General features: G+C 71.6%; 25 protein-coding genes, 1 pseudogene and 1 CRISPR repeat array (1 of these 27 running past the window's edge). Of the genes and pseudogenes, 18 read left to right on the top strand and 8 right to left on the bottom strand.

The features are described 5' to 3' along the window. A CRISPR array of direct repeats spans nucleotides 1-336; the repeat unit is 29 nt; unit sequence GTCCGCTCCGCATGCGCGGAGGTGAGTCG (it extends 1,585 nt beyond the left edge of the window). A 345-nt stretch (nucleotides 337-681) separates the two neighbouring features. The 8 genes from IF99_RS0119010 to IF99_RS0119045 all read right to left on the bottom strand — a co-directional run bounded on the left by IF99_RS0119010 (nucleotide 682) and on the right by IF99_RS0119045 (nucleotide 9,464). Continuing rightward, nucleotides 682-3,219 (bottom strand): hypothetical protein, encoded by a 2,538-nt coding sequence (locus IF99_RS0119010; RefSeq protein WP_158716623.1) that lies wholly within the window; start codon nucleotides 3,217-3,219, stop codon nucleotides 682-684. A gap of 1,127 nt (nucleotides 3,220-4,346) precedes the next feature. Beyond that, entirely contained in the window at nucleotides 4,347-4,814 is a 468-nt protein-coding gene (locus tag IF99_RS35610) for a deaminase (protein WP_030997745.1), read from the bottom strand. Then, complete coding sequence (locus tag IF99_RS35615; RefSeq protein ID WP_030997746.1) at nucleotides 4,814-5,494, bottom strand: RibD family protein; 681 nt, start codon at nucleotides 5,492-5,494, stop codon at nucleotides 4,814-4,816. The genes IF99_RS35610 and IF99_RS35615 overlap by 1 nt, the downstream gene beginning before the upstream one ends. Before the next feature lie 5 nt (nucleotides 5,495-5,499). Continuing rightward, nucleotides 5,500-6,066, bottom strand: a complete 567-nt coding sequence (locus tag IF99_RS0119025; RefSeq protein ID WP_234340755.1) for a hypothetical protein — start codon at nucleotides 6,064-6,066, stop codon at nucleotides 5,500-5,502. Then, the gene (locus IF99_RS0119030; protein ID WP_030997749.1) at nucleotides 6,063-7,295 is read right to left on the bottom strand and encodes a hypothetical protein; all 1,233 of its coding nucleotides are present in this window, start codon (nucleotides 7,293-7,295) and stop codon (nucleotides 6,063-6,065) included. Before IF99_RS0119030 ends, IF99_RS0119025 begins: the two co-directional genes overlap by 4 nt. A 332-nt stretch (nucleotides 7,296-7,627) precedes the next feature. Then, complete coding sequence (locus tag IF99_RS0119035) at nucleotides 7,628-7,963, bottom strand: hypothetical protein (RefSeq protein WP_030997751.1); 336 nt, start codon at nucleotides 7,961-7,963, stop codon at nucleotides 7,628-7,630. Nucleotides 7,964-8,042: 79 nt separating this feature from the next. Next, nucleotides 8,043-8,600 (bottom strand): UTRA domain-containing protein, encoded by a 558-nt coding sequence (locus tag IF99_RS0119040; RefSeq protein WP_030997753.1) that lies wholly within the window; start codon nucleotides 8,598-8,600, stop codon nucleotides 8,043-8,045. Between the two features lie 54 nt (nucleotides 8,601-8,654). Beyond that, nucleotides 8,655-9,464, bottom strand: coding sequence for a GntR family transcriptional regulator (locus IF99_RS0119045; protein ID WP_030997754.1), 810 nt, complete (start codon nucleotides 9,462-9,464; stop codon nucleotides 8,655-8,657). 506 nt (nucleotides 9,465-9,970) lie between these two features. Between IF99_RS0119045 and IF99_RS31680 the strand changes: the two genes are divergently transcribed. The 18 genes and pseudogenes from IF99_RS31680 (at nucleotide 9,971) to IF99_RS0119145 (ending at nucleotide 24,726) form a co-directional block, all read left to right on the top strand. Beyond that, entirely contained in the window at nucleotides 9,971-10,834 is an 864-nt protein-coding gene (locus tag IF99_RS31680; RefSeq protein WP_051703568.1) for a hypothetical protein, read from the top strand. A 102-nt stretch (nucleotides 10,835-10,936) separates the two neighbouring features. Then, nucleotides 10,937-11,332, top strand: a complete 396-nt coding sequence (locus tag IF99_RS0119055) for a hypothetical protein (protein ID WP_030997756.1) — start codon at nucleotides 10,937-10,939, stop codon at nucleotides 11,330-11,332. 192 nt (nucleotides 11,333-11,524) lie between these two features. Beyond that, nucleotides 11,525-11,899: a hypothetical protein gene (locus tag IF99_RS35010; RefSeq protein WP_051703569.1), complete on the top strand. Its 375-nt coding sequence runs from the start codon at nucleotides 11,525-11,527 to the stop codon at nucleotides 11,897-11,899. Then, nucleotides 11,896-12,024: a hypothetical protein gene (locus tag IF99_RS35015; protein ID WP_267882247.1), complete on the top strand. Its 129-nt coding sequence runs from the start codon at nucleotides 11,896-11,898 to the stop codon at nucleotides 12,022-12,024. Before IF99_RS35010 ends, IF99_RS35015 begins: the two co-directional genes overlap by 4 nt. Beyond that, nucleotides 12,025-12,375: a hypothetical protein gene (locus tag IF99_RS0119070; protein ID WP_234340757.1), complete on the top strand. Its 351-nt coding sequence runs from the start codon at nucleotides 12,025-12,027 to the stop codon at nucleotides 12,373-12,375. It abuts the gene before it with no gap. Nucleotides 12,376-12,452: 77 nt separating this feature from the next. Then, nucleotides 12,453-12,692, top strand: a pseudogene (locus tag IF99_RS35020) (WhiB family transcriptional regulator); the annotation flags it as partial. A gap of 148 nt (nucleotides 12,693-12,840) precedes the next feature. Then, nucleotides 12,841-13,038 carry a hypothetical protein gene (locus IF99_RS0119080; protein WP_030997760.1) on the top strand — a complete coding sequence of 66 codons (198 nt, stop codon included), beginning with the start codon at nucleotides 12,841-12,843 and terminating at the stop codon, nucleotides 13,036-13,038. A 207-nt stretch (nucleotides 13,039-13,245) separates the two neighbouring features. Continuing rightward, entirely contained in the window at nucleotides 13,246-13,506 is a 261-nt protein-coding gene (locus IF99_RS33530) for a hypothetical protein (protein ID WP_030997761.1), read from the top strand. Next, on the top strand, nucleotides 13,503-15,257 hold the full coding sequence (locus IF99_RS31690; RefSeq protein WP_051703570.1) for a DUF2637 domain-containing protein: 1,755 nt from the start codon (nucleotides 13,503-13,505) through the stop codon (nucleotides 15,255-15,257). The genes IF99_RS33530 and IF99_RS31690 overlap by 4 nt, the downstream gene beginning before the upstream one ends. Nucleotides 15,258-15,613: 356 nt before the next feature. Next, on the top strand, nucleotides 15,614-17,713 hold the full coding sequence (locus IF99_RS35025) for a hypothetical protein (RefSeq protein ID WP_078655162.1): 2,100 nt from the start codon (nucleotides 15,614-15,616) through the stop codon (nucleotides 17,711-17,713). A 144-nt stretch (nucleotides 17,714-17,857) separates the two neighbouring features. Next, nucleotides 17,858-20,296, top strand: a complete 2,439-nt coding sequence (locus tag IF99_RS0119110; RefSeq protein ID WP_420705686.1) for a DNA translocase FtsK — start codon at nucleotides 17,858-17,860, stop codon at nucleotides 20,294-20,296. 2 nt (nucleotides 20,297-20,298) lie between these two features. Further along, entirely contained in the window at nucleotides 20,299-20,601 is a 303-nt protein-coding gene (locus tag IF99_RS0119115; RefSeq protein WP_030997763.1) for a hypothetical protein, read from the top strand. A 114-nt stretch (nucleotides 20,602-20,715) separates the two neighbouring features. Further along, the gene (locus tag IF99_RS31695) at nucleotides 20,716-21,354 is read left to right on the top strand and encodes a hypothetical protein (RefSeq protein WP_051703571.1); all 639 of its coding nucleotides are present in this window, start codon (nucleotides 20,716-20,718) and stop codon (nucleotides 21,352-21,354) included. Then, nucleotides 21,351-22,214, top strand: coding sequence for a hypothetical protein (locus tag IF99_RS31700; RefSeq protein ID WP_234340758.1), 864 nt, complete (start codon nucleotides 21,351-21,353; stop codon nucleotides 22,212-22,214). Before IF99_RS31695 ends, IF99_RS31700 begins: the two co-directional genes overlap by 4 nt. Nucleotides 22,215-22,381: 167 nt before the next feature. Beyond that, nucleotides 22,382-22,777: a hypothetical protein gene (locus tag IF99_RS34050; protein WP_051703573.1), complete on the top strand. Its 396-nt coding sequence runs from the start codon at nucleotides 22,382-22,384 to the stop codon at nucleotides 22,775-22,777. A 134-nt stretch (nucleotides 22,778-22,911) separates the two neighbouring features. Further along, nucleotides 22,912-23,481, top strand: a complete 570-nt coding sequence (locus IF99_RS0119135) for a hypothetical protein (RefSeq protein WP_030997767.1) — start codon at nucleotides 22,912-22,914, stop codon at nucleotides 23,479-23,481. 328 nt (nucleotides 23,482-23,809) lie between these two features. Next, nucleotides 23,810-24,016, top strand: a complete 207-nt coding sequence (locus IF99_RS0119140) for a hypothetical protein (protein WP_234340763.1) — start codon at nucleotides 23,810-23,812, stop codon at nucleotides 24,014-24,016. Further along, nucleotides 24,013-24,726, top strand: a complete 714-nt coding sequence (locus IF99_RS0119145; RefSeq protein WP_324604384.1) for a hypothetical protein — start codon at nucleotides 24,013-24,015, stop codon at nucleotides 24,724-24,726. Before IF99_RS0119140 ends, IF99_RS0119145 begins: the two co-directional genes overlap by 4 nt. The last annotated feature ends 13 nt before the right edge of the window (nucleotides 24,727-24,739 follow it).

The raw sequence follows: 24,739 nt of genomic DNA on the forward strand, positions 1-24,739 counted from the left end.
CGGTCCGCTCCGCATGCGTGGAGGTGAGTCGGCGAGCTGATGACCCTCTTCGCCCAGGCGGAGGTCCGCTCCGCATGCGCGGAGGTGAGTCCCACTCGGCCCGGTTGCTGTGGGCGAACGCGGCGTCCGCTCCGCATGCGCGGAGGTGAGTCGCAGCGGGATTTGCCCGCCCCCGTGGTCCCGAAGTCCGCTCCGCACGCGCGGAGGTGAGCCGTCCCCGGTGTCGCCCTGACCGTTGCTGCTGCGGTCTGCTCCGCACGCGCGGAGGTGAGCCTTCGCCTCGCGCGCCATGTCCGTGATCCGGGGGGTCTGCTCCGCACGCGCGGAGGTGAGCCGCAGTCGGCGTCGGCGGTCCGCAGGGCGCAGTGGTCCGCTCCGTAGGCAGGAGGTGACCCAGCCCTGCTCCGCGGGGCCCGCGAGAAGGAGCTGCGGCACGAGATATCTGAGAGGCTGGGCTGAGGTTTGTCAGGGAGGTTGAACCACGTGTGAGGGGTGGTCAAGTAGTTGCAAAGGAGCCCTAACGCTGCAGGTCCGGAAGGTCCGCTCCGCACGCGCGGAGGTGAGTCGCGCGGATCCTGCATCGCCAGCTGCTGACCGTTGTTCGCTCCGCAGGCGCGGGGTGAGCCTCCTTCAGTGCCGCACGCGCGAGGTCTGCGCCCGGGGAGGGCGTATGAGCGGCGCTCATGCGGCACCTCCTGGCACGCAGGCCAAGGCCTCGCCGAGGCGCTCCGTGGTGGGCGCGTACTGGGCGGGGAGCGGCTGTGCACGTAGGTGGGCCAGTCGCTGGGTGAGGAGGTCTTCGGCGGCGCGGGTGCGGGCCCTTTCGGCGGCGTGGGTGGCGGCAGCAGGGCCCGGGCCGGTGGGGTCGTGGCGGTGGTGGCTGCGGGATTGCTCGGCGGCGTAGGCGTAACGGCCCTCGGCCTGCGCCTGGGGGGTGCGGGTCAGCTGCGCGAGGGCGGTGGCCCGGTACTCGGCGGCGGCCTCCTGGGCGGCGCGCAGGCCTCGGTAGGCGGCGACGACGGGGGTACTGGGGTCGTCGACGATGCCGTCCTCGGCGAGCGCGGCGCGCAGCTCGCCCACGCTCGCTGCGACCCGGGCCAGGACGTCCTCGCGGACCTGGTTCATGACCGAGGCGATCTCGTCCAGGTGGCGGGGGTTCACGGTCCAGGAGACCTGGCACATCCCGGCCTCCTCGATCAGGTTGTTGAGCTCGCGGCGGGAGCCGCACACCTCACACAGGCCGGCCGCGTCTGGGCGCCCGCAGTCCCCGCACGGCAATGCCTGCCGCACGCGTTCGCGGGCGGCTGCCTCCTCCTGTTCGCGCGCCGCCCGTTCCCGCGCAGCAGCACGCATCCGGTGACTGCGCTCGCGCTGGGCGGCATGACGCCGCTGCCGGGCCTCGGTCTCGCGCTCGGTGTGCTCGCGCAGCCGCTCCTCGAGGACGCGCTGTCGCTCTGCGGCGGCGAGGGCGGGCTGCTCCTGGTCGAGCTCGGCTGCGAGGCGGGCCCGGTGCGCGCGGCGGATATGGATCACGTTCCCGCAGCTCTCACAAGGCTGGCCAGTGTCCAGGCTGATCCCGTCGTCGCACCGCGTATCCGAGCAGGCCGGGCGCTGGACGAGCGCGCGGTGCAACAGCCAGGGGTAGGGCTGGCGGATCATCACCAGGCCCCGGCTTTGGGCGATTCTGGCCTCCAGCCGCTCGGCCAGCACCCGCGGAGCGTCCTGCGGCAGCGGCACGAGCCCGGCCAGCCGTACGAGCTCGGCGCGGGCGGCGATCTCGATCTGCCGCTGCTGCCAGCCGGAGAGCCGGTCCCACAACCACGTCACCGGCCGCAGCGCCTCACCCAGCTCCGGAACCTGGGCCAGGCGCCGACGAGGCAGCCGAGAGCCGGGAACCTTCCCGCTACCGGTGCGCGTGTGGCCCGCGCCAGCGGTGGCGTGCTGCTGGTGCTGCGAGGGGATCGGGAGGGTGTTCGGTTGTTCCCCGCGCAGCGGGCCCTCCCCCGCCCCCAACGACCCGCAGAGGCCCCCAGCCTCCTCACCAAGCTCCGGCTCCTCGCCCGCGCACACGCGTTCCGGCAACGGCGAGAACCCCGGATCGGCTCCGCCGGAAAACCCACCTACCTCCTCAACCTCACCCACGACAGAAACCCCCTGAGCGTGGTCTGTGTGGAACTCTGCACCAGCGGGACGCTCCGGAACCTCGGGAGTTTCGGCCTCGTTCTCCTCACCGATCCCAGACGCCCCAAGGGGCACAGGTGCCTCGGCAGGAGCGAGATCTCTGCCTGCACTAACAGGACGCACCGAAAAATCGGGGTTGGCCCCCCGACCCTTCTCCACAGCGACAGGGTCGGGTACCGCAGTCAGCGCACGGCCGTGAGCACGAGCGACGGGCAGGATCCGGACCCGGCCCTTGCCGCGCATCTGGGTCTCCGTCTGCTTGCGGGCCCGTTCCAGCAGACCGGCTGCCTCCAGCCGCGCGAGAACCTTCCGCGCGGCCGCCGCCGAGCAGCTCAGCAGCCGGGCCAGCGTCGCCGCCGCCCGCCCCTCACGACCGCGCACCGACCCGCCGCACAGGTTCAGCCACCCCGACGCCGGGGTGCTCAGCACCAGCAGGAGCAGCGCGAGCCGGTCCGACGCGGCCCCCCGCCCCGTACGGTCGGCCAGCAGGCCCGCCGGGGTCGCCGCCTTCTTGTCCGTCGCTGCCCACCCCGGCCCGAACAGGGCCTCGCACAACCGCAGCAGCGTTGCCAGCTCCGCCCGGTTCAGTGCGAGCGGATGCCTCGCAGCACGGCCACCACGCGCCCGCCACACCGGCATCAGCAAGCACCGCAGCCCCGTCGGGTACCCGCGCTCGTCGCGCACCTCTTCCGTGTGCAGCGCGTCCGACTTCCGCAGCCGAGCAAGGCCCCGGCGGTGCACCGTGGATTCCCCCACCCCCATCCAGCTCCCCAGCTGCGCCACCCACGTCGATGCCACACAGTCATCGTCCGTGCCCTCAGCGGCCCGTGACTTCGCGAGCAGCACCACCGACGTCAACTGGGCCACGTGCGGCTGTCCGGCGATCGACGGATCCGCCAGCAGCGTCCGAACCGCGGCGAGCAACCGCAGCCGCATCGCGCGACCCAGCCGCAGCGGATCATCCAGGCCGCCATCGCCAGGCTTGCTGGAGGCCGGAACCGACCGCAACCGCCGACGCTGCCCCGGCAGGCGGGGCACCTCGGCCTCCTCGCCCGCACCCAGTACTGCGGCCTCCGCCGCCCGCGCACTCACCGGCCCACCCGGCCCATCACCGACGGGCTCATCCCGACCACCCCACGAGCCCCCCGCAGCGCGGAAGGCCCCGCGTGCTCGCGGACGAAATCCTGGAGACGTACATACCTCCCCAAGGGGCCCGCGCTGCCCGAACGTGACACGGGGCGGGAAAAAAGATCAGCACCCTCACTCGCGATGACCCCACGCGCTCCCCGCGCATGCGACGTCATGACGCGACGAAGCGGCTGGAAAGCCCGACACATCCGATGAAGGGACTTTTTACGCGAAACGCCCACTCGGGGGCCTGAGAGATGACAGGGATCGGGAACGTGCGGCACTATGAACTCCGTTCTCGGCCTGCGCCGGGTACGTGAAAGGGCCCCATCTCGATGGGGTGGTTCTGGGAGAACCTTGAAGTTGCTCGTCCTGTGGGTCCCGGTCGCCAAACCGGAGCCTCGAAGGGCGGGCCTTAGATCGGAGCTGCTATTCCGGTCCGTGGAAGAAGGCCGCACGGTGCGCCAACACCAGCGGCCAGCGGTAGAGGGAAAGCGCCCCCGCCAAGGGGCACAAGACCTCCCGCCTGCAAGATCCCTACGTCATCCGACCCCCCTCAGCGGGTGGGGTCTGCCCCGAGGCGTCGACAACGCGGCGCCTCGGGATGAGGCATGTGGGCATGACGGCGAGAGCGGGGCCAGCCCCGCTCCGGGCGGTCACGCGTGTGCGGCGGTAGGAGGGACAGGGGCAACGTCCATCGGCGGTGTGATCCTCACGCCGGAACCGTCGCTCCACCTGTCTGACCGGGATGAATTCCGGGTACTCTTCTTCATGTCGCTTCCTTGCTCTTCTGCTTTAAAGGTTGCGTCCAGCCTGAGGAGTCCTCGAACAACTGCCTCTGGCACCGGCTCCGCGTTGATCCCGGGTTACCAGCCCGGGGGAGCGGAGCCGCTTACATTTCTGCGCGCGCCCGCGATCCGTAGAGATCATTGGCGCGAGGATCACCCTACCCCGGCGGCAGCCCTCCTGTGCCCCACCCGCCACTGTGCGTACAGGAACAGACGGCACATCACCGCAAATCTCTACGAACGGGCGCATCAGTCGAGGCCGCCGAGGTGACCGTTGACGTCCCGGGCCGCCGCAGCCAGTTCGCGCAGCTCGACGACCACGACTCCGGCTTCCACCAGCTGCTCGTAGCCCACGCAGTCGTCGACGAACAGGCTGGGCTCGCGCCAGGCCAGGACGACACGCGGGATACCCGCGTCGAGGATGCGCTGCGCGCACGGTGTACGGGCGGCACTCCGTTGGGAGCAGGGCTCCAGCGTGCTGTAGATCGTTGCCCCGGCAAGGCGCGGGTCGCCCGCCGACAGCTTCCCGAGGGCGGCCTCCTCCGCGTGTTCGCGGGGGTCGGCCTCCCGCGAGTAGCCGGCCGCGAGCTCGGTACCGTCGTCGCCGACGATGACCGCGCCGACCGAGTAGGCACCGGCCGCCGGAGGGCACAGTGCGGCGAGGTCGAGGGCGCGCCGCATCCAGCGCAGGTCTTGCTCGCGGTCGGGCGTATACATCAGCCGCGCTCCTTCGGGGCGTAGCGGAGCAGCACGACGTCACCGATCGCGCGGGCCTCCAGCAATCGCATTCGGGATGTGGACCCGCCCGGGTAGTCGGCCGTGCCCAGGAACCGCGGGGCAGCGGCCTGGCTGACCAGGAGCGGGGCGATGGCGAGGTGCACCTCGTCGGCGAGGTCAGCGGCCATGAGCTGGGTGTGGATTGTCCCTCCGCCCTCCACCATCAGCCGCTTCACGCCCCGGCGGCCGAGCTCATCGAGGACGAAGCCCCAGTCGACATCCGGTCCCGCACTCACGACGTCGGCGAGGTCGCCGAGCGTCGCGCTAACCTTCTCGGCCGCGTCGTCCACGGTGAAGACCAGCTTCGCCCCGCCGTGGTGCCAGAACTTGAGGTCGGCGGGCAGGTCGCCGGACTGGGTGACCGTGACTTTCAGAGGGAACTCCGGCTTGCCGTCGGCGACGCGGCGCGCCCGGCGCTCGTCGGAGTTGACCAGCAGCCGCGGGTTGTCTTTCCGTATAGTCGTCGCGCCGATCAGGATGGCGTCGGACTCCGCGCGGACCTGGTCGACGCGGTCGAAGTCCTCGCTGTTGGACAGCAGCAGCCGCTGCGAGCTGGTGTCGTCCAGGTAGCCGTCGACCGACATGGCGGCGGAGAGCACGACGTAGGGGCGGGCGGTCATCAGGATCAGGCGTCCTTGGTCTCGTGGGCGAGGGTGGAGTCGAAGGCAGCCCGGAACTCGGCCACAGGGGTTTGGCGCCGCCTGGGGATCAGGGCGGTGTCGAGCCGGGCGAGTTCGTTCGTGATCCGGCCGGAGCCGGTGTCGGACGCGATGGTCAGCGCGCTCATGCCGACCGTCGCGGCGCGCTCCGGGTCACGGGCGCCGGCCAGGGCGACGGCCTGCCGCGCGAGGTAGACGCCGCGGTCGCGGTGGTAGTCGTCGGGCCTCAGCCAAATAGCGTCGGCGAAGGCCTCGGCGGCCTGGTCGTGACGCCCGAGCACTTCGAGGCCCTGGGCGCGGTGGACCTCGACGTACGAGGCGTTCAGCCACACGCCCCAGGGCGAGGGGTCGGAGCCGATGCCGTCGAGGGCGTTGCGTACGGAGTCGATGGTGCGTTCGCTATTGCCGAGGTCCTGGTGGAGCCAAGAGAGGAACTCCGCGTACCGCAGGCGGTTGTTGCGGTGGGGCTGAGTGCGGTCAGCTTCCCATCCGGCGGCTGTGAGGCGCCTGACGCCGAGCGCGTCCACGGTCACTGGCCACCTCGCAGTTCGCGCAGGTGGGCGACAAATGCCTGAGCCTCGCTGGCGTCGGCGTAGTGGGACTGGAGGGCCTGCCCGAGGTCGGCGGCCACCAGCGCGAGCGAGGGCAAGGACTTCCGGTCGCCGGCGAGCGCCTTCTCCCCGTACGCGAGCGCGGTGTCGAGATCGCCTTCGCGGGCCGCGACGACTCCGAGGGTGACCCGGGCCTCTGCGTTCCGCATGGGTGAACGCTCCGTCCCGTCGAAGTCCGTCCCGGCCCGGATCACCTGATTCGCCAGCTGCTCCGCGAGGCGGTTCTCCCCCACTCGGCGCAGCGCGTCCATCCTGTAGAAGTCGTACTTGCCCGGGTCGACAACAAAGTGATCCTCGATGTTTTCGGGATACGGGAGGCGCTCGAGGAGCTGACGCCCCTTGTCCAGCGCCACTTCGGTCTGCGACCGGTCCCCTAGCCGAGCCCACGCCTTGGCCTGTTGCGCGTACAGCTGCGCGGCCACGCTCTCGTTCGGCGCTACTGCGATCCCGGCTTCCGCAGCCGCGATGACGCCGCGGAAGTCGCCCCGGGTCAAGGAGAACCAGGCGCGCATCTCATGCGCCCAGCCCTGCACGCCGAGCTCGCCCGCCTCCTGGCCGAGCATCAGCGCGGCCTGCCGGGTCGCCTCCGCGTCGCGCGGGCGCCCGGAGTCGTACTCGACACAGCCCACCAGGAGCGACAGCTTTCCGGCCAGCGCGATGATCTCGCGGTGCTGGGCCAGGCTCACCCGCTGGTGCTGGAGGCCGACGACCCGGGCCAGCCACGCCTTGCCTTCAACGAGCAGCTGGTCGGCGGGCATGTACGCGTACTCGCAGCACAGCCGGTCTGCTGTGATCCGTAGGGCATCCAGCGTTGCGGCGTCGACGTCCGACGCGCGCAGCCGCGCGATGATATCGACTGTGTCCATGCCACTGACCTGCAAAATTTCAGCGCGCCCGTCACGGCGGGACCGCTCAGGGAAAAAGGCTCCGGTCGTCGTGCCGAAGGTCTGAGCGATGGCCGACCGGTACTTCACCGGCTGCGCGTCGCCGGCCTCCCACCTCTTCCACTGCCGGAGCAAGTCCTGCTCGCTCACGACCTGGTCGTCGGGGAGTCGGACCATGAGTGCGCGCACGGCATCGGTCTGCGACCAGTCCCGAGCGGCGCGCTCCTCCACCATCCGGCGGGCCCAGTCAGGACGCTCATCAACCATCGCAGTTCCCCTTCCCCGTACGGTCCAGCGGCGCAGCCTGCCCCCCGACAGAGTGATGCCCGCGGAGCGGAAGCCGGCCCTTCTGCGGCCGAGCATGGCACGGCCCAGTGATCGCGCGGAGGTGACAAGTGGGGGTGACATCCCAGATGTCACCGGTGATCGTCACTTTGCGAAGCGTCCCGAGGAGAGCACGGTGAGTGCCGTTCACACGAGTTGATCCCCGTCCCAGTGGGAGGCGAACGGCCCATGTTGAGTCCCGCCCGACAGCCGCGAGAGACGAGCGCGGCGGGTGCTTCACGGCCTCTCCTTCACGGTGGCGGCGGAGTTCGGGATCAGATGCTGGTGTCGTCGCCAGCGGCGCGATGTGCCTGGATCACGTATGCGTACGCGGCGCCCAGGTGGCCGTACGCCGCGTCAGAGTCGGCGGGGAGCGCGGCGGCTACCGATTCCGCTGCCCGGCGCAGCTGCTGGGTGACGGCGGAAGGCAGGGTCGCTGTTGCTGCGAACTCGTCCAGACTCCGAGCGACCTCGGAGAGGGGAGCGCCCTCGGGCACGCCGGTCGGACCATCCGGGCCCGAAAGCGCGGGAATCCACCCGATGGTCGCGGTGAGGGAGCTGCGGATCTCGTCCACGAGCTCGGGGGCGGTGAGCCGCGTCTCGGTGTTCATCTGGGGATCGGTCTCCAAGGACTCAAAGGGGCCAGGGGAACGGGCGCCCCGGCGGAACCGGGGCGCCCGAGTCACCTTGTCAGGTGAGCGGAGCGGCGTAGCGCAGCGTCCAGCCCTTGCTCAGGACGTGCTGGGTCACCTCAACCACGCGTTCGCCTGCGGTACCGATGTGGTTGATGGTCAGCACGTCGGCACCCTCGGGCAGACCGAGGCGAGTCGCCTCCTCCGAGGTGGCAGGACGGAGTTCGACATCCTCGAGGGCGGTGTCGCCCTGGTCGAACCCGGCCTCCTTCATGCGGCTGATGATGCCGCCGACGCCGGTATCCACCTGCTCGATGCCCGCGGCCTCGGCGACGTCGACCGGGATGTACGTGGTGACGAGCTGAATGACGCGATCGCCGTCGAACATCTCCCGAGCCCGCACGACGACGTCGCCGTCGACGCCCAGGAGCTGAGCGACGTCCGCCGGCGCGGCAGCACGGCTGACGGAGACCTCGGTGCGCGGGGTGCGGCCGGACCGGCGCAGCTCGGCGTCAAACGCACCGTGCGCGCCCTTCTCTTCGCGCTGGCCGGTGGTGTACCGGGTGCGCGCGTCCCTCAGGATCACGCCGCTGTCGTCGATTCGGTTGCTGGCCATGTGCTGGGTGCTCCTTGCTGGTGTTTGGACGGAGGATCGGGTGGCTCTTGCTGGTCAGCCGGTTCTCGGCGTGTCTATGGCCCATTCGTAGGACAGGCGCCACTTGGCGCGAGGGAGTACATGCAGGGAGATCTCCACGACCCGTCCTTCGGCCGTCAGTCCCATGTGGGTGATCTCCATGACCGCCTGCTCGGGTGCGATGCCGAGGGCTGCCGCTTCTTCCCGAGTGGGGGAACGTACTTCGATCTCCTCACGGAGACGCACCTGTGCGAACCCGGCCTCGGCCATGCGGGACTTGCTGCCGCCTGTACCGGGCCTGACGGAGGCGAGCGCCGGACAGGCATCGACGATGTCTGCAGGGAACCAGGACGTCGCGACCTGGACGACCTCCAGGGCTTCAGCGTTGTGAGGCAGAAACACGGACATGACGCGCTCGCGCTTCAACGTCTTCGCCCGGTGGTGCATCTCGAAGATGCTGATGACCTTCTTAGGCGGTACGTCCTTGGCGATGGTGACGACGTTCTTGAAGTCGAACCCCTTCGCCCGCATCTCGGCCTCAAACGCACCTACAGCGCCGCCGGCCTCTCGGAAACCGGGCTGGTACCTATTGGTGCGGTCCGACAAGATCTTGTCGATCACCAGCGAGACGTAGGTCCCCCTGCCGCGACGAGAGAAAACCAACCCCTCGTCTTCGAGCAGACCGTAGATGTCGCGCGCAGTTTGATAGGCGATGCCGTGTTCCTGCTGGAGCTGAGGCACGCCAGGCAGGCGCGACCCAGGCGCGAGAGAGCCCCGCTCGATCTTCTCCCGGATCTCGGATGCGATCCGTTCGACCTTCCCCGGTTCTTTCTGCTTGGTGGCCATCGCTCCTCCTCCCTTGCGCATCGCGAGGGCAGCGGATCTCGCTACCCGGTGCGCCCAGCATCGCATGTCTAGTTGTTTCTCGAAAGCCGCGACCCGTGGGCGACTCAGTCTTCTTTAACTAAGCAACGAAACGTGCAGGTCAGAGGGCATACAGAAAACAGGTTAGCTAGACAGGTTGACCAGACGCGAATAACAGGGTTCTAATCGAAGTGCCCAGCAAGCGGTGAGTAGCCGGATGCAGGGTGTAGCCAGCGGTGTGCCCATGCGTTTCGGGGCGCTGCTGGACGGACCACGAACCACCGCAGTTTCTGCAGCTCGCCTCCTCGGAGTCGGGCAGGTGGCCGGAGGCGGTAGCACCACCAAACCCCCCGGCCGGCAGGACTGCTGTACGACCTCAGCGCTGATGCGCTGTCTGTCCGTCAGGACCGGGCCGCTGGCTCGTGGACCTGGTGGGCGGAGAGAGCACCCGCCCTGCACCCCCTCCCTCTCCCTGCCGAGGAGTCGCCATGCCCGAGCTCGCCATGCCCAAGGCCGCTACGCGCCAGGGCCGCACCCGTACCTCCCGCCTCAGCCCCCTCGACGACATCGTCCTCTCGACCCTGTCGCCCGGTCACATCGACATGCGCCGGGTGGAGACCACGCAGACCCGCCGTATCTCGCTGGTGTGCCCGGACTGCCGTACCTGGGTGGCCGTGACCCCCCACCGCGGCACCTACCTCCTCAAACTCGTCCCGCACCACACCGGCCGGGCTGGCGTCGGCGCCGCGATCCGCTGCCGCAGCAGCAACAGGCTCGTCGACGTGGACATCACCGAGTCCATGTGGCGCCGCCAGTACCGGGACTGGGCGCGCGAGGAGCGCCTCGCTGTCGACCTCACCCGCCACCGCCGCGCCACCGTCCAGACCCTCAAGGTCGCCCGGCCCCAGCAGCGGCCCGCCGACCGGCGCGCGCAGTGGGAGCGCGCGGTGCCCGCCACCCGGCAGGCGGATGCCGCCCGCGCGGCCGTCCCGGCTGACGCGATCCCCATGGAGCGCGGCCGGGCCGTCGACGGTCCCGCCGGCGCCCCGCTGGCACCGCGCCCCCAGAGTGCCGGGGACCAGCGGTCCCTCCGCGCCCTGACCGTCGGCACCCTGCGCGCTCTGGCCGACGCCCGCCACGACCGGCTCGCGGGCGACGTCCTCGCGGAGCACCTCACCCGCGCCGCCTACCTGCACCTGGCCACCCTCTGGCGCCGCCCCCTGACCCCCGCCGACCAGCCCGCGCACACCGCGCTCGTGGCCTCGGTCAAGACCGCGCTGCCCGCACCGGTCGAGGGCGAGACCGCCGCCGCGTACATCGCCCGCTGCCGCAGGTCCCCGCTCGCCGCCTGACCCGCACCACCATCCACACCCTCCGGGCCCCGGAGCTGCACCTCGCAGCCCGGGGCCCTCGCGCTCCTCAACCAGGCCACCCCAGACCCCTTGGAGACACCGATGCCTGCCACCGACCCCGCCCTCGAGCTCGACGCCGAGACGCTCGCGCTCCTGGACCAGATCGACATCCCCCTCGCGGCGGCCGCGGCCCCGGCCAGCGCCGTCGAGGCGGACCTCGACGCCATGTTCGGCACGCCCCTGGCCCTGCACGAGGTCTGTGCTCTCCCGGCCGAGGCCGCCCTCCTCTCCCCCACCGACCCGTCGCCGAACGCGAACACGGCCGGCGATTTCCTCGCCCGGCGGCAGGCGGCGCTCGACATCGTCGCCGACGACCCGCACCTGACCGCGCGGGTCCGCGAGCGCCTCGTCGACATCCTCATCCCCGCCGCGTGGCAGCTGCGTATCGACCGTGCCGCCGTCATGCCGTTCGCGGAGCCCGAGGCGCTGGCCGCCTGATCCTCGCGCGCCCTGTCGCTCACCGCACGACCCTCACAGGGCCGGTCGGTGAGCGGCGGAGAGCGCGACGGATCACGCTCACGCCAGGAATCCGCCCCGCACACGACGAACGCCCCAGGTGCCGTCAACACCCGGAGCGTTCGGGGCCGAAGCCCGGCGAATCACACCCGTCTTCACCAGGAGGGAATTCGCATGACGAACGCTACCCTGACCCGCTCGGGGCAGTCACCGAGGCCACCGCTTCCGACGCGGCCGCAGCCGCACGAGACGGGTGGCCGCCAGCCGCAGCCGCCGACCGAGCCCGCCCGCCCCCACCCCCAGCACACCACCCAGGGGTTCGCGGACCGGATGCTCGCCGAGGCCCGCCAGGCCGACGCCCGTATCCCGGCCCACCGCCGCGCCCCGCGTACCGCCGCCGAGCAGCGCGCCCGCCTGAACCACGCCGCGGGCATCGCCTGCTCGGACTGCCAGGGCCACGGAGGCCACACCTCGTCCACCCTGGCCGACGGCGTCGTCCGCGCGGCCTGGGCGCACTGCACCACGTGCACCGGGACGGGGGCGCGATGAGCGAGGAACTGAGGGCCGCCCAGGAAGCGGCCGAGCGGCTGGCCGCCGCGCAGCGCGAGGCCGACCGCCTCGCCGCCGAGATCGCCGCCCATCTGGCCAGCCAGGACCAGAGCCAGCAGAAGTAAGTGCTGCCCCATCTCAGACGCGCCCGCGCCGCACAGCTCCTCGCGGCGCGGGCGCTCCTCTCCCTTGGTCCCGCGCATCCCCGCGTGCGCCGCCTGCTCGCCCTCGCCGGACGGGCCGCGGCGCGCGCCTGGGACGCGGGCCACCACGTCAGCGATCTGCACCGCCTCACCCACCCGGGAGCCTCGATGCCGACCTCCTCCCCCCAAACGACCCCCGCACCGACGCTGCGCCGCTTCCGGCGTGAGCACGGCGACCCGACGACCTGGACCACCTCGGAGATCGAGGGCTGGCTGCACCGCCAGGACGCTGCCCACGCCGCCCTCACGACGCATGGGAAAGGAAAACGATGACCCGCCCCCGTACCGGCGGCCGCCCCCGCACTCTCACCGCCCTCAAGCGCCAGACCGCGCCCGCGCCCACCCTCTCCGACTGGCGCAACGCGGCCGCGTGCCGCGATGGGGACCCTGAGCTGTTTTTCCCCGTGGGTGAGTCCGGCCTCGCGACCTTGCAGATCGAGGAGGCCAAGAAGATCTGCCGTCGCTGTTCCGTGATGGAGACCTGCCTCCAGTGGGCGCTGGGGATCGGTGAGGACTCGGGCGTCTGGGGTGGCCTCAGCGAGGACGAGCGCCGCTCCATGAAGCGCCGCGCCGCCCGCAACCCGGCCTGACCACTTCCCGTCCGGCGGGAGCGCCGGTCAACTCGCCGCCCGTCACGCAGCACCGCCGCACATCGGCAGCCCATACCCCGGGCTGCTCCGTTGATCCGCTCCCGGCTCCTGGTGACAGTCCAGGGGCCAGACCTCGAAGGAGTCGTTCATGGCCGGGATGTTCGCCCGCATGGTCAGTCCGCTGCGCCGCATTGACGCTGAGCCCGACGAGCTGGTCAGCGAGGCGTACTGGCTGCTCAAGGAAGCTGAGAAGAACCACGGCGTGTGGGCGGCGATGACCGCCTACACCGGCATGGCGAGCGTGAAGATCCAGCTCGCCCAGTACCTCAAGGAGCACCGCGACTGACCGCCGCGGCCCCGGCCGGAGTCGACCTCCGTGCCGGGGCCGGCGGTTCTCCCGCTCCGCCACGACCGCCCAGGCCGTGGCGGAGTCGGAGAGCCGGAACGGCTCGGCAAAGCAGAGAGGCCCCGGTCAGGGGGCCTCTCCTTTGTTTCTCGCGATCCGCTGACAAGGAGCGATTCGCATGGCCAACGCTACCAGCGGGGGTGCCCGGTGAGTACAACCACAGCTCCGGCCCCCGACAAGACGACGGACGACACGTACGTGGCACCCAGCCCCTTCGCGGCGCTACTGGCCACGGTCATCGCCGTGGCCGCCACCGTCCTGGCCCTGTTCGACCTGTTCGTGAACGGCCTGTGGCCCACCTGCCTGCACCTGGCCGTCGGCCTCGCCGTCTTCGGCGCGGTCCGGGTGTGCGTGGGCATGGCCCTGGAGCCGTTCATCCCGACCGACGACCCGGAGAGCACGACATGACCGCCGTCGACTTCCGCAAGCCCGACGTGCTCCGCCCGGACGGCGACGACGACCCGCACTCCTGGGACGTCCCCGCCCCGGCCGACCACCCCGACCACAACGACGACCAGGAGCAGCTGGAGCACGAGGACGCCCCGGAGACTGGCACCGAGCCGGACGACGGCGACCCGCGCGCCATGCGGCTGCTCGCCGTCATCGCCGGAGTCGGCGGCCTGGTGCTCGCCGGGATCGGCTTCACCGGCTCCTACGACACCCTGCGCAACCTCGCGGAGGACAAGGACTTCGGCCTCTTCTCCTACGCGTTCCCCATCGGGATCGACGCGGGCATCCTCGTGCTCCTGGCGCTCGACCTCTACATGATGCGCAAGCGGATGCCGCTGCCGATCCTGCGCTGGGCGGCCCACGGGCTGACCGCCGCCACGGTGGCGTTCAACGCCGCGGCCCCCCAGGGGCCGTGGACGGCTGACCCGCTTGCGGCCTCCATGCATGGCGTCATCCCGGTGCTGTTCATCATCGCGGTGGAGGCCGCCCGCCACTACATCGGCCGGATGGCCGACCTGCTGGCCGGCGAAGCCCCGCTCGGGTCGGTCCCGCTGACCCGGTGGATCCTCTCCCCGCTGACCACGCCCCGCCTGGCCCGCCGGATGCGGCTCTACAACCTCCCCTATAAGGAGGTTGCCGCTCAGTACCAGCAGCTGCGGATCTACCGCGAGGGCCTGCGCCAGAAGTACGACGCCGATGAGCGGGGCTGGCGGAAGGCGGCGACGGCCAACGAGATGCTGCCGTTCAAGTTGGCGCCCTTCGGGTTCAGCGTGGAGCGTGCCCTTGCGGTGCCGCTGGAGGAGGAGACCAAGCGGGTCGAGAGGGAGGCGCAGGCCGCCGTTCAGCGTGCCGAGGCCGAGATTCAGCGAGTGAAGACCGATGTTCAACTCGGAGCCGCTCGCATTCAGGCGGAGGTCGACAAGATCCGCGCCGAGGGTCAGCTGAAGATCGCGAAAGCCGAAGCGGAACGGGAGGCTCAGGCGGAGGTTCAGCGCGCCGAAGCCGATGCTCAACTGCGTGAGGCAAGGCGTCAACACGCGCTCAAGCTCGCTGAGGACCAGGCGGCCGCCGAGGCGCAGGAGCTCGCCGACGAGACCGAGAAGCGCCGCACCCTCGCCCAGATCGAGCGGGAGAAGGTGCAGGCCAGTTGGGGTCTGGAGAAGCAGCAGATGGCCACGGAGGCCACCGAGGCAGAGCGCCGGATCCAGGCGGATGCCGCCGCCCGCGCCAAGCGCGACGAAGCCGCCCGCGAGGCTGGCATCGCGGAGCAGGAGCAGCGCCGGGCGGAGGCCGAAGCCGCGGCCAAGAAGGCCCTCGAAGAGGCCGCTGAACACGAGCGGAAGGAGGCTGAACACCGCGCCGCGACGGTGAACAAGGACCTGGAGGCGCAGCGCGACGCGGAGGAAATCGCCCTCTCCAAGGCCCGCGAGGAGGCTGCGGTCGAAGAGGCCGCAGAGCGTCGGGCGCGGGCCGCTGAACACGAGGCAGCGGCGGTCGAAGCCGCCGCCCTGGCCCGCATGAACCAGGTCGATTGGGACGTGCAGAGGGTCGTCGCGATGATCCAGACCCGGGGCGAGAGCGCGGTCACCGTCCGCGTCATCGCCGACGAGCTGGGCATCTCCACCGGCTCCGCGCAGGACCGCAAGACCCGCGCCGTCGACCTCCTCAACGGTGGCGGCATTGAGGCTCCGGAGCAGGCCGCAGCCTGAAACGGAACCTGATCTGAGGGTCTTCCTGGCCCACACGGTCGCCCCTCGCAGCACCCCTTCGGCACACCGCCGGACGGGGTGGCTGCGGGGGTCGGTCGCGGCCGCCAGGCCGACCGCTTCACCCGTTCCACCCAGCACGATCCGGCCCGACCAGAGGCCTGGAAAGCACCTTTTGCACCCCCGACCCCGCCGTTTACGGAAAGTAGCGGCGAGGCGAAGCGAAGCGAGGCGAGGCGAGCGGGAAACCCCCTCCCAGCCCCCTGTTGCGCCCTCCAGCTGGGGGTGATGGGGGGCTCTGCCCTCGCCTCGCGTCGCCTCGCCTCGCCTCGCCGCTACACATTGTGAGGAGATTCGTCGTGGCAGACACCGCGACCGCGCCCCCGGACACCACCGCCGACGGCACTACCACCGAGGACACCGACCCCGCCGAATACACCGTCGTCACCGAGCCTTCGGAGACCACGGACCCGGCCCCGGAGCAGAAGAAGACCAGCCGCGGACGCCCCCAGGCGCTGCCGCTTCTCGTCCACGGCACGAACGCAACCGGAATCGCCACGGGCATCGCCTACGGCGTCGCCGGAGTGCCCGGACTCATCGCCGCGGGCGCGGCCGGAGTGGCTGTCGCCGCTGCCTCGCTGGCCGGTCGCAAGAAGCGCTCGAAGGTCTCCGCCACCCGCAAGGCCGCCGCCGCGAACCGCTCCGCAGGCGGCTCCGGCCGGGCCGGCGGGGGCGCGGGCAAGGGCGGTCTGCTCGGGCGCGGCGGTGGTGGTCGCGGCCGGTCGGGCGGCGGCGCCGGGGGCGGCCGGATGAACAATCGCGGCGGCCGGATGAACGGCAGCGGCGGCAAGATGAACGGCACCGGGAAGGGCGCTGAACGGCGTCCCGGCGGCGGCCGTCACGCCGCAGGCGGCGGCACCGGCGGGTCCGGGCCCGGGAAGAACGGGCGCGGCCTGGGCGGTCTGCTCGGCAAGGGCGGCGGCCGCGGCAACGGCGGCCTGGGCGGCGGAGCCACCAGCCCCGGTGCCAACACCCCCAAGGGCACCGGCGGCAAGAACGGCCCCGGCGGGAGCAGCGGCGGCGGGAAGGCGGGCGCCGGTCAGAAGTCCCGCACCGGTAAGGCGTGGCAGACCCTCAAGGGCTGGGGCAACAAGATGCGCCGCAAGGGCGGCGGCTCGGGCACCGGCGGCTCCGGGAGCGCCGGTTCCTCCGGCGGCTCCAGCGGCTCCGGCTCCGAGTCCGGTTCCGGCTCCAGCGGCAAGGGCGCCACCCCGGCGAAGTCCCGCCTCGGGCGCGTGATGCAGAAGGTGCGCGGCTGGGCGGGCAAGCTGCGCCGCTCCAAGAAGGGGAAGGGCGGCTCGGGCGGTTCCGGTACGAAGGCCGGTCCGGCGTCGGGCCGCCTTTACCGGATGCGCCGCACCGCCGCCCGCAAGCTCGGGCATTGGGCACGCTGCGCCGGAGCGGGGTTCCTCGCGGGGCTCGCCGGGCTCCTCACGCTGCCGCTGGGAATCGTGTGGGGCACCTGGCGCCTGCTCACCAAGCACCGCGACCCGCTCGCCGGGTTCGCCTTCCCCGTCCGGACCGCCGGACGGGTCTGGCGGTTCTTCTTCCGCCGTTCCAAGACCCGCCACGACAAGGAAGCCAAGGCGGACCAGCTCAACCTCACCGTCAACGATCCCCGGAAGGACACCGACTCCATGACCGGATCCTCTCTCGCCGCCGGCACCACTGTGCTGGACGGCAACAACTCCAAGTTCGCCCTCGCCATGCGGGCGACGCACTCCGCGTACACCGGCTACAGCCCGACCAGCATGATGGAGGTCGCTGCCGAGTACGCGGGCCTGCCCAACGGCCTCCGTGCCGCGGCGATGGCCGTGCAGCAGATGGCCGTCAACTCCGACCAGAAGTACCCGTGCAGCAAGCGGGCCATCGCCAAGCTGACCGAGGCCTATCAGCGGATGGTCAACGCCGCCTCCCGCGCGGAGAACATGGTCGCCCTGTTCCGCTTCGCCCACGCCTTCGACATCGAGCGGATCGTCGCTCCGAGGACGAACGAGTGGATGTGGAACGTCACCCCGAACGGGTCGTCCGCGTCCGAGGCCGCGATGTTCCAGCCGGGCCGGATCGAGTCGGGTTGCGTCCTGATGGCCGTGCTCTACCGCACCTTCGACCCGGTCCACATGCTCCAGGTCGGCTCCGAGTACCAGGGCATCGGCTACGGGCTGAACGCCCTGGCCGACGCGATCGAGGCACTGCACCAGCGCACCCGCGACCTGTACCCGGTCGATGACCGTGTCATCGACGAGCTCGGCACGCTGGTCCAGATGATCCGGGCGGCGGCCGACGACGCCGCTATGGCCGCGAAGCTGTTCCTCGAGGACCACCGCCTGGAGATCAGCCACAACACCAACCCCCGCAAGGGCCCGGCCGCCGAGTCCATGTGGAACGCCCCCCGCTGACCCTTCGACCCCCAGCACGACCCGCACCACCAGGAGCCGGTGGCCGACCCCGAACCCCGGGGCCGGTCACCGGCTCCCCTGCTGCCTATCCGCCTTGTTGCTGTCCCCTGCCCCCCCTTCCTGACCAGGACGGAGAACCTCCCCATGTCGATGCGTCACTGGGACTGGTCGCTGCCCAGCGGCCACACCACCTTCCTCGGATACGCCAGCGAGACCGCCGCCTCGATGGTGATGCTCGCCCCGATCACCGGACTGCCCTGGCAGGCCGCCGCCGTCACCCTCACCGGTGCGGCCGCCGCCGGTGCCGTCCACGACCTGCGCGAGGGCACCACGGCCGGCACCCTCACCACCCGCGCCCTGTCCTGGGTCACCGCGGCCGGGTGGGCGTCCTGGGCGCTGGCGACCGCGCCCCTGACCTCCACCGGCTGGGCGACAGGCCTGGGCCTGGCCGCCGTCGGCATCGCCGCGAACGCGGGCGCGACCCGCTCTGAGTCCACCCGCTCCGAGCGCAAGCGGCTGCTCAAGCTGCGCCGTGAGTCGGTCGGCATCCTGCGCGACTGGGAAGACCGCATGAAGCGCGTCGCCCGGGTGGAAGGCTGCGTCGGCAAGGACGTGCAGCACTGGCCCGGGAAGGTCGGCTACACCGTCGAGCTCGACCTGCCCTCGGGCGGGACCACGGCCGAGGACCTGAACGGCTACGGCCCGAAGTTCGCCGCCGACCTGCGCCTCGCCGACGGCTGCGGCGTCGAGATCTTCCCCGGCGCCAACCGCGGCACGATCCTGATCGAGGTCACCCTCAAGGACGTCATCAGCGAGGACATCCCCTACCCGGAGGACTTCTCCGAGCTGACGCTGACCGAGCGGTTCCCCTTCGGGGTGCACCGCAACGGCCAGGAGGCCCTGGGCAGTCTCTGCAACGACTGCGGCATTCTCATCGGCGAGACGGACGCGGGCAAGACGAACACGCTGCGCGTCGTCACCGGCCAGCTCGCCCGGATGCCCGACGCGCTGATCTGGGCCATCGACATCACCGGCGGGGGCGTCGCCCTCCCGTGGATCACCCCGTGGGCCACCGAGGGTCTCGCGTCCGCGCCGGTCGTCGACTGGATCGCGCACACCGAGGACGAAGCCCGGCTCATGCTCAAGATGGCCGGGGAGATCATCGCGGCCCGCAAGGCCGGATACCAGCAGCTGATGCGGGAGAAGAAGACCGACAACAAGCTGCCGATCTCCCACGAGATCCCCGGCATCGTCATCATCACCGACGAGACCGCCTCCCTCCCCTTCGACGTCAAGGAGATGCTCGACAAGGTCGCCGAAGAGGGCCGCGCGATGCGCGTGCGCAACCTCGTCTGCGGCCTGCGCGCCACGCAGGACGTCGTCACCGCCACCATGAAGATCCAGGCCAAGTGGCGCGTCGGCATGACCGTCTCCGACGCCGAAGAACTCGCGTACCTCTTCCCCGGCTACATCAAGATCGACCCGAAGGACGCGCCTGTCGCGGGCGCCGGGTGGACGATGCACACCCGCCTCGGGCCGAAGAAGCCCACGGCGATGAAGGTGTGGCGCCTGGTCGACGAGCTCACCGACAAGATCTGCGCCGCGACCGCCGCCCGGCGGCCCACGCTGGATGAGCTGTCCGCGTCGGTGGAGAGCGGCGCGTTCTACCCGCAGCGCTGGGCGCGCACGCTGCCGGACCTCTACAAGGGCCAGCAGCTCACCGAGTCCGCGCAGCACGCGATCGACAACGCCGGGGAGATCATCGACGCCTCCACCCTGCTCGCCTCCGCCCCGGCCCCGGCCGGATCGGCCGGCACCACCCCTGCGGCACCTGCGGCCTCGGTGCCGCAGGGGTTCGAGGGCTTCGGCGGCGCGGTGGAACTGTTCGCCGCCGTCAACGCCAGCCTCGACCCGGCCGCCGGGCCGATCGCGGTTCCCGCCGGCCCGGCTCCTGCCGCCGCCCCGGCCGCCGCTCCGGCAGCGGCCCCGCTCCCCCGCCCGACCCGCCCGGTCGACCCGCGCGAGAAGGGCTGGGAGCTCCTGGTCGCCGCCGGTGAAACCGGGTACACGCCCAAGCTCCTGCACGAGGCACTCCAGCAGCTCCTGGGCGACGCCACCCCGGCGCCGCGCACGGTCGGCGGCTGGCTCAGCAAGTGGGCGGAGGAAGGCAGGGCCCTCAAGGACGACTCCGGGCAGTACGCCCGGTACATCGCCCGCGAGGCCGCCGCCCAGCAGCCCAGCACCGCCCCCGCCGAACCGGCCGGGACGGTACTGCCCGAGGGCCTGGACGGCGCCCTGGTCCTCGAAGCCGTCGAACTGGTCGTGTCCACCCAGTTCGGGTCGACCTCGATGCTCCAGCGCAAGCTGCGCATCGGCTTCGCCCTGGCACAGACGCTGATGGACTACCTCCACCAGCTGGGCATCGTCGGCCCCTCCGACGGATCCAAGGCACGCGAAATCCAGGTCTCGACTGACAACCTGGAGGTGGTAAAGATGAGGCTGGCCGACGAACTCGGCTTCACCGCGCGCGACTTGGGCGCGATGGGTCTCGCGGCCGCCGCCGCTTCGCACACCAAGGAGTGACCATGGAGACAGCGGATGAGGAGATCGAGCGCCTGGAGGCCGAACGGCACTCCTACAGCGAGACCTTCAAGAACACCTCCGAGGCCGACACCGTCACCCGCGCACACCTCCAGTCGGAGATGGACCGGCGCACCGCCCGGATCCAGGAACTCCAGCAGCACCAGCCGCTGGGGTTCTTCGCCCGCTGGGGCCTGCGCGCCGCCGCCCTCGCGGCAGCCTGGAGCGCGTTCGAGTTCGGCCCCTGGTGGGTGAAGGCCGGCCTCGGTCTCCTCGCGGCGTTCCTCGCCTTCTACAGCCTCGGCTGACCTCCCCGCCCCCGCCCCACGGCCCGACCGGGCCACCCAGGACCCGCCCAGCCACCCCGGCCGGGCGGGTCCTTCGCGTTCCCCACCACCCTCTCCCCCCTCAAGGAGCACCCCGTGGAACCCCGCGACCTCACCCTCACCGACTACCAGCACACCCCGCCGCACCCCGGCCCGCCCACCGCCGGCCTCCCGGTCGACGGACTGGAACAGATCTGGGCCCTGTTCCCCGAGGCCCGCCCTGACGCCCGGCCCGGCGACCTCCCGGCCGCGCCCGCCCACACCACCGTCGGACTCCCCACCGACGAGGCGTACATGGCGCGCGTCTACGAGCTGGTCCGCCGGGAGGAAGCCCTCCAGTACCTCCGCGCGCAATACCAGCAGGCGGCCCTCGCCCCGGCCCCCACCTACCCGCAGGTCATGGCTCCGGCACCGACCCACCTGCTTCCGCCCGCCGCTCCGGCCGCACCGCAGCGAGCGGTGCCGGCGTTCGTGTGGAAGTACAGCGCCATCGCCCTGTCGACCGGCGGCGGCATCGCACTCGCCGGGGTCGGCGTCGGTGCTGTCGCTCCGGCCCTCGCGCAACTGCCCGCCATCCTCACCGCGACCGGCCAGGCCGTGATGAGCGTGACCGGCCTGTTCGTACTGCTCTTCCTCGCGCTCGCCGTACGCGGAGCCTCGCGTGGCAACGGCGGGGGCGGCACCACGGTCAACATCCGCAAGGCGGTTTTCCGGCGCAACAAGTTCCACGGATGAGCCGGGCTGCCTGCCTCGCCCCCGCCCCGCCCGGCCCGCTCCTGGGCGCCGGGGACGGGACAGGCCGCCCGGCCCGCACCACCACCGTCTCGACAAGGAGCAGCATCACCTTGGCACCCAACGACCCGACCCCGGCCGCCGACAACGACCGCACGAAGTCGACGTCGACGAAGAAGGCGTCCCGCCTCTCCGAAGCCCGCACCTGGTGGAACGAGGCATGGGACAAGGGCGGCACCCTCCACGAGCTGTGGGAAGACGTCCGCCGCGCACCTGATGCCGGATGGCACGGCATGGCCAACTGGATCAAGGCCGTCGCCGCCATCGCCGCCTTCTCGTTCGTCGTCCTGCTCTTCAACGGCGCCGTCAACGTCCTGCTGGATGCCGCGCACCGCATCCTCACCGCCGTGCCGAACGTCCAGGTCGGCGACAACACCTCCACCGGCGTGTGGGCCACGATCGACAACCCGATCCGCTCCTACATCGCCACCCACTCCGCCGACCTGCCGATCAGCGCCTCCACCGTCTACACCCTGTGGCAGGTCACCGGCCTGTTCTCCCTGATCGCCGGGTTCATCACCCGCAGCAACGGGATCCGGCTGACGTGGCTGGCATGGGGGTGCGCGGGCATCGCGATGGTCTGGACGACGACCCCGGACACCTCGCGCACCGTCGCCACCGCCATCGCCGTCCTCGCCTGGACGTTCGCGTCGGCCTTCGCCCTGCGCGGACTGAGCCTGCGGCCGCGGGTCTTCTCCACCGTCCACACCGGTGCCCCGCAGATCACGGTCCAGCCGCAGATCCACATCCCGGCCCAGCCCGACGGCCCCGCCCCGGACAACGTCCGCCAGCTGGGCCGCTGATCCGGTCGCTCCGCCTGGTCACCGGCCGCCACCGCCCATACCCCGGGCGGTCGGCTGCCGGTGACCGGACAGGCCGACCGGCCTGAGCTCCACCGCGCCCGCCAGCCCGCCACCAGGCGCGGCGGGCGCTTGAACGTCCACGCCACCGACGACATGGAGGGTTCATCGTGCTCATCCCCCGGCCCCGCCGCAGGATCGGCCGCCCCCGCCCCACCACCCGCGAGATCGACAGCACGCTCGCCGAACAGACCGAGACCGCGAACGCGCGAGTCGCCGACCACGCGGCGCTCGCCATCGCGAAGTACCCGACCACGCTGTCCCTCCAGCCCCCCGTCCTCGACGTCCGAGGCCGTCTCCTCCTTGACCTCGCCCGCCTCGAAGGCGTTCTCGTCGGCGCCCGTCACCACCGCCTGGATCCGCGGCTCACCGAGCTCCTGGAGGCGGCCGTCGCGCAGGGACACCGGCTCAGCAAGACCCTCGCAGTCATCGCCCACGGCACCGCCGAACCCACTCCCACCCAGCCCCAGCACGCCGACGACGACCTCACCGGCCTGCACGGCTGAGGGGTCTCCGGGCCGCCCCGGGGCCGCCTACCTGGAACTGACCCGGCGCTCCGCCTCGCTCTCGCCCCGCACACACGGGGCGAGAGCGGGACAGGCCGCCCGGCCCGCCCAACCCAGCCACCCAAGGAGCACTCATGGCTCTCACGCTCTTCACCCGCCGCCCCGAGCCCGCCCCCGAGCCGTGGCCCGAGATCGGGGAGACCTGGAAGCCCGAAGGCGTCACCGTCACCCAGCGGTACTACAACCAGGCCCACGCCATTGTCCTCGTCTACACCACCGGCGCCGGGGAGTACAGCACCTACTACGCGGTCGCCTGCCTCGGCTGCCACTACGCCACCCGCGAGAGCGGCAAGCGACCGTACAGCACGCGCTACAGCCTCGCCGACGCCGCGAAGGTCGCCAACGCGCACGCCACGACGTGCCGGGCGCTGCCCCGCGACATCCCCGCCCGCCCCACTGACGACACCGTCCGCGAGCAGCTGCACTCCTGGGTGCGCGGCACCCGCCACCGGCACAAGGACGTCCAGCTGTGGATCTCCGACCTGGACCTGAGCCGCCTCACCCTCCAGCGCACCACCGCGTGGATCGAGGCGGTGCTCCAGCAGCTGGCCGCCGACCAGCCCGACGTCCTGCGTAGCGAACGCAGCCAGTACAGCGACAGCGACCACGTCTCCTACTACGCCCGCCGGCTTCCGGAGGCGTGACGGCGTCATGGCCGCTTGCTCTCAATACCTGGAGGTCGTCTCCGTGCTGAGTCCCCGCCCGCGCCGCCGGATCGGTCGGCCCTGCCCCCGACGGCCCGGCCCCCGTTACCCAGTGCCTCAGCGCCGGTTGCCCGGTGCCTGGAGCAGGTGATGGCCAACCCGGACCAGGACTTGGTCGACGTCGACCCGTACGACCCCGGCGACGGCTCTTTACCGGTCTTCCGGTGGAAGCAGGCCGGGCACGAGAACCTCGCCACCCGCCGCCAGCTGCGCGAGATGGGACTGCGCCCCGGCGGACACGAGCCCGTCGCACGGATCGAATGCCGCCGTGGGAAGCGGTGGGTCCTTCACGACCCACTACGCCGCGGACCGCCGCGTGCCGGGCAAGGGCCTGCTGGAGAAGATCGCCACCAAGACCGGCAAGGGCGGCTTTTACAAGCTCGCCGACGGCTCCTTCCACCTCGACTCTGCCTGGCACCACGGCTGGGAGACCGTCGCGGCCGTGGTCGCCACGACCAAGGCCACCACCCGGTGACCGGCCCGCACCGTGCTCGCGTCAACCGCGTCCGTGCCGCGGCCGGGATCGCCTCGCTCGCCCTCCAGCAGATCGAGGACAACCTCAGCGCCGACGACGTCGACCAGGAGGAACTCGCGGCGATCCTGGGCGCGCTCATCGAGGACACCGATCCGCCCGGCGGCCTCCTTGCGGCCGTGGCGCAGCTGCTCACCGCCGCCGCGCGCCGCGCCGAGCAGATCGAGCCCGACCACGTCGTCGTCGCCGACAACATCCACCGCCTGGAGCCGCTGCTCCGGCAGGCCAGCGACACCCGCCGCCGCGAGCTCGGCTGGGACGGCGGCGACGGCCTGGGCGACCTGCTCCTGGTCCGCCGCACGTTCGGCTCCGAGGTACTGCCGCTGTGGCACTGGTGCGAGGGGTCGCCGCTCGCCGGCGGCGACCGCGTCGGCGAGATCCGCCTCGGGCCCGACCGCCTGGTCCTCGCGCTGCGCACCGACGTCGGCTGCCCGTACGACGACTGCGACGCCCCGGCGTGGCAGCCGGTCTTCTCGGTCACCGACCTGTGGAAGGCGCACACCAGCGACACCGGACTGCACCCGGACGCCGTCTGCTCCGTCCACGGCGGCCCCGACGACGTCGACCAGGAGGCCGACGACCACGACCAGGACGACGATCCCGAGGGCCGCGCGGACCTGGAAGAGCAGTTCGCCGCTGCGGTCCGCGAGTGAGCTGCCGGCCCTC

It is taken from the genome of Streptomyces sp. NRRL F-5630 (assembly GCF_000719475.1).
Classification (GTDB): Bacteria; Actinomycetota; Actinomycetes; order Streptomycetales; family Streptomycetaceae; genus Streptomyces.

Bases quoted from the DNA above. Each gene is read 5' to 3' on its own strand.
- IF99_RS35610 (WP_030997745.1), bottom strand. From the start codon at position 4,814: ATGTATACGCCCGACCGCGAGCAAGACCTGCGCTGGATGCGGCGCGCC.
- IF99_RS35615 (WP_030997746.1), bottom strand. From the start codon at position 5,494: ATGACCGCCCGCCCCTACGTCGTGCTCTCCGCCGCCATGTCGGTCGAC.
- IF99_RS0119030 (WP_030997749.1), bottom strand. From the start codon at position 7,295: ATGGTTGATGAGCGTCCTGACTGGGCCCGCCGGATGGTGGAGGAGCGC.
- IF99_RS0119035 (WP_030997751.1), bottom strand. From the start codon at position 7,963: ATGAACACCGAGACGCGGCTCACCGCCCCCGAGCTCGTGGACGAGATC.
- IF99_RS0119040 (WP_030997753.1), bottom strand. From the start codon at position 8,600: ATGGCCAGCAACCGAATCGACGACAGCGGCGTGATCCTGAGGGACGCG.
- IF99_RS0119045 (WP_030997754.1), bottom strand. From the start codon at position 9,464: ATGGCCACCAAGCAGAAAGAACCGGGGAAGGTCGAACGGATCGCATCC.
- IF99_RS31680 (WP_051703568.1), top strand. From the start codon at position 9,971: ATGCCCGAGCTCGCCATGCCCAAGGCCGCTACGCGCCAGGGCCGCACC.
- IF99_RS0119055 (WP_030997756.1), top strand. From the start codon at position 10,937: ATGCCTGCCACCGACCCCGCCCTCGAGCTCGACGCCGAGACGCTCGCG.
- IF99_RS35010 (WP_051703569.1), top strand. From the start codon at position 11,525: ATGACGAACGCTACCCTGACCCGCTCGGGGCAGTCACCGAGGCCACCG.
- IF99_RS35015 (WP_267882247.1), top strand. From the start codon at position 11,896: ATGAGCGAGGAACTGAGGGCCGCCCAGGAAGCGGCCGAGCGGCTGGCC.
- IF99_RS0119080 (WP_030997760.1), top strand. From the start codon at position 12,841: ATGGCCGGGATGTTCGCCCGCATGGTCAGTCCGCTGCGCCGCATTGAC.
- IF99_RS31690 (WP_051703570.1), top strand. From the start codon at position 13,503: ATGACCGCCGTCGACTTCCGCAAGCCCGACGTGCTCCGCCCGGACGGC.
- IF99_RS0119110 (WP_420705686.1), top strand. From the start codon at position 17,858: ATGTCGATGCGTCACTGGGACTGGTCGCTGCCCAGCGGCCACACCACC.
- IF99_RS0119115 (WP_030997763.1), top strand. From the start codon at position 20,299: ATGGAGACAGCGGATGAGGAGATCGAGCGCCTGGAGGCCGAACGGCAC.
- IF99_RS31700 (WP_234340758.1), top strand. From the start codon at position 21,351: ATGAGCCGGGCTGCCTGCCTCGCCCCCGCCCCGCCCGGCCCGCTCCTG.
- IF99_RS0119135 (WP_030997767.1), top strand. From the start codon at position 22,912: ATGGCTCTCACGCTCTTCACCCGCCGCCCCGAGCCCGCCCCCGAGCCG.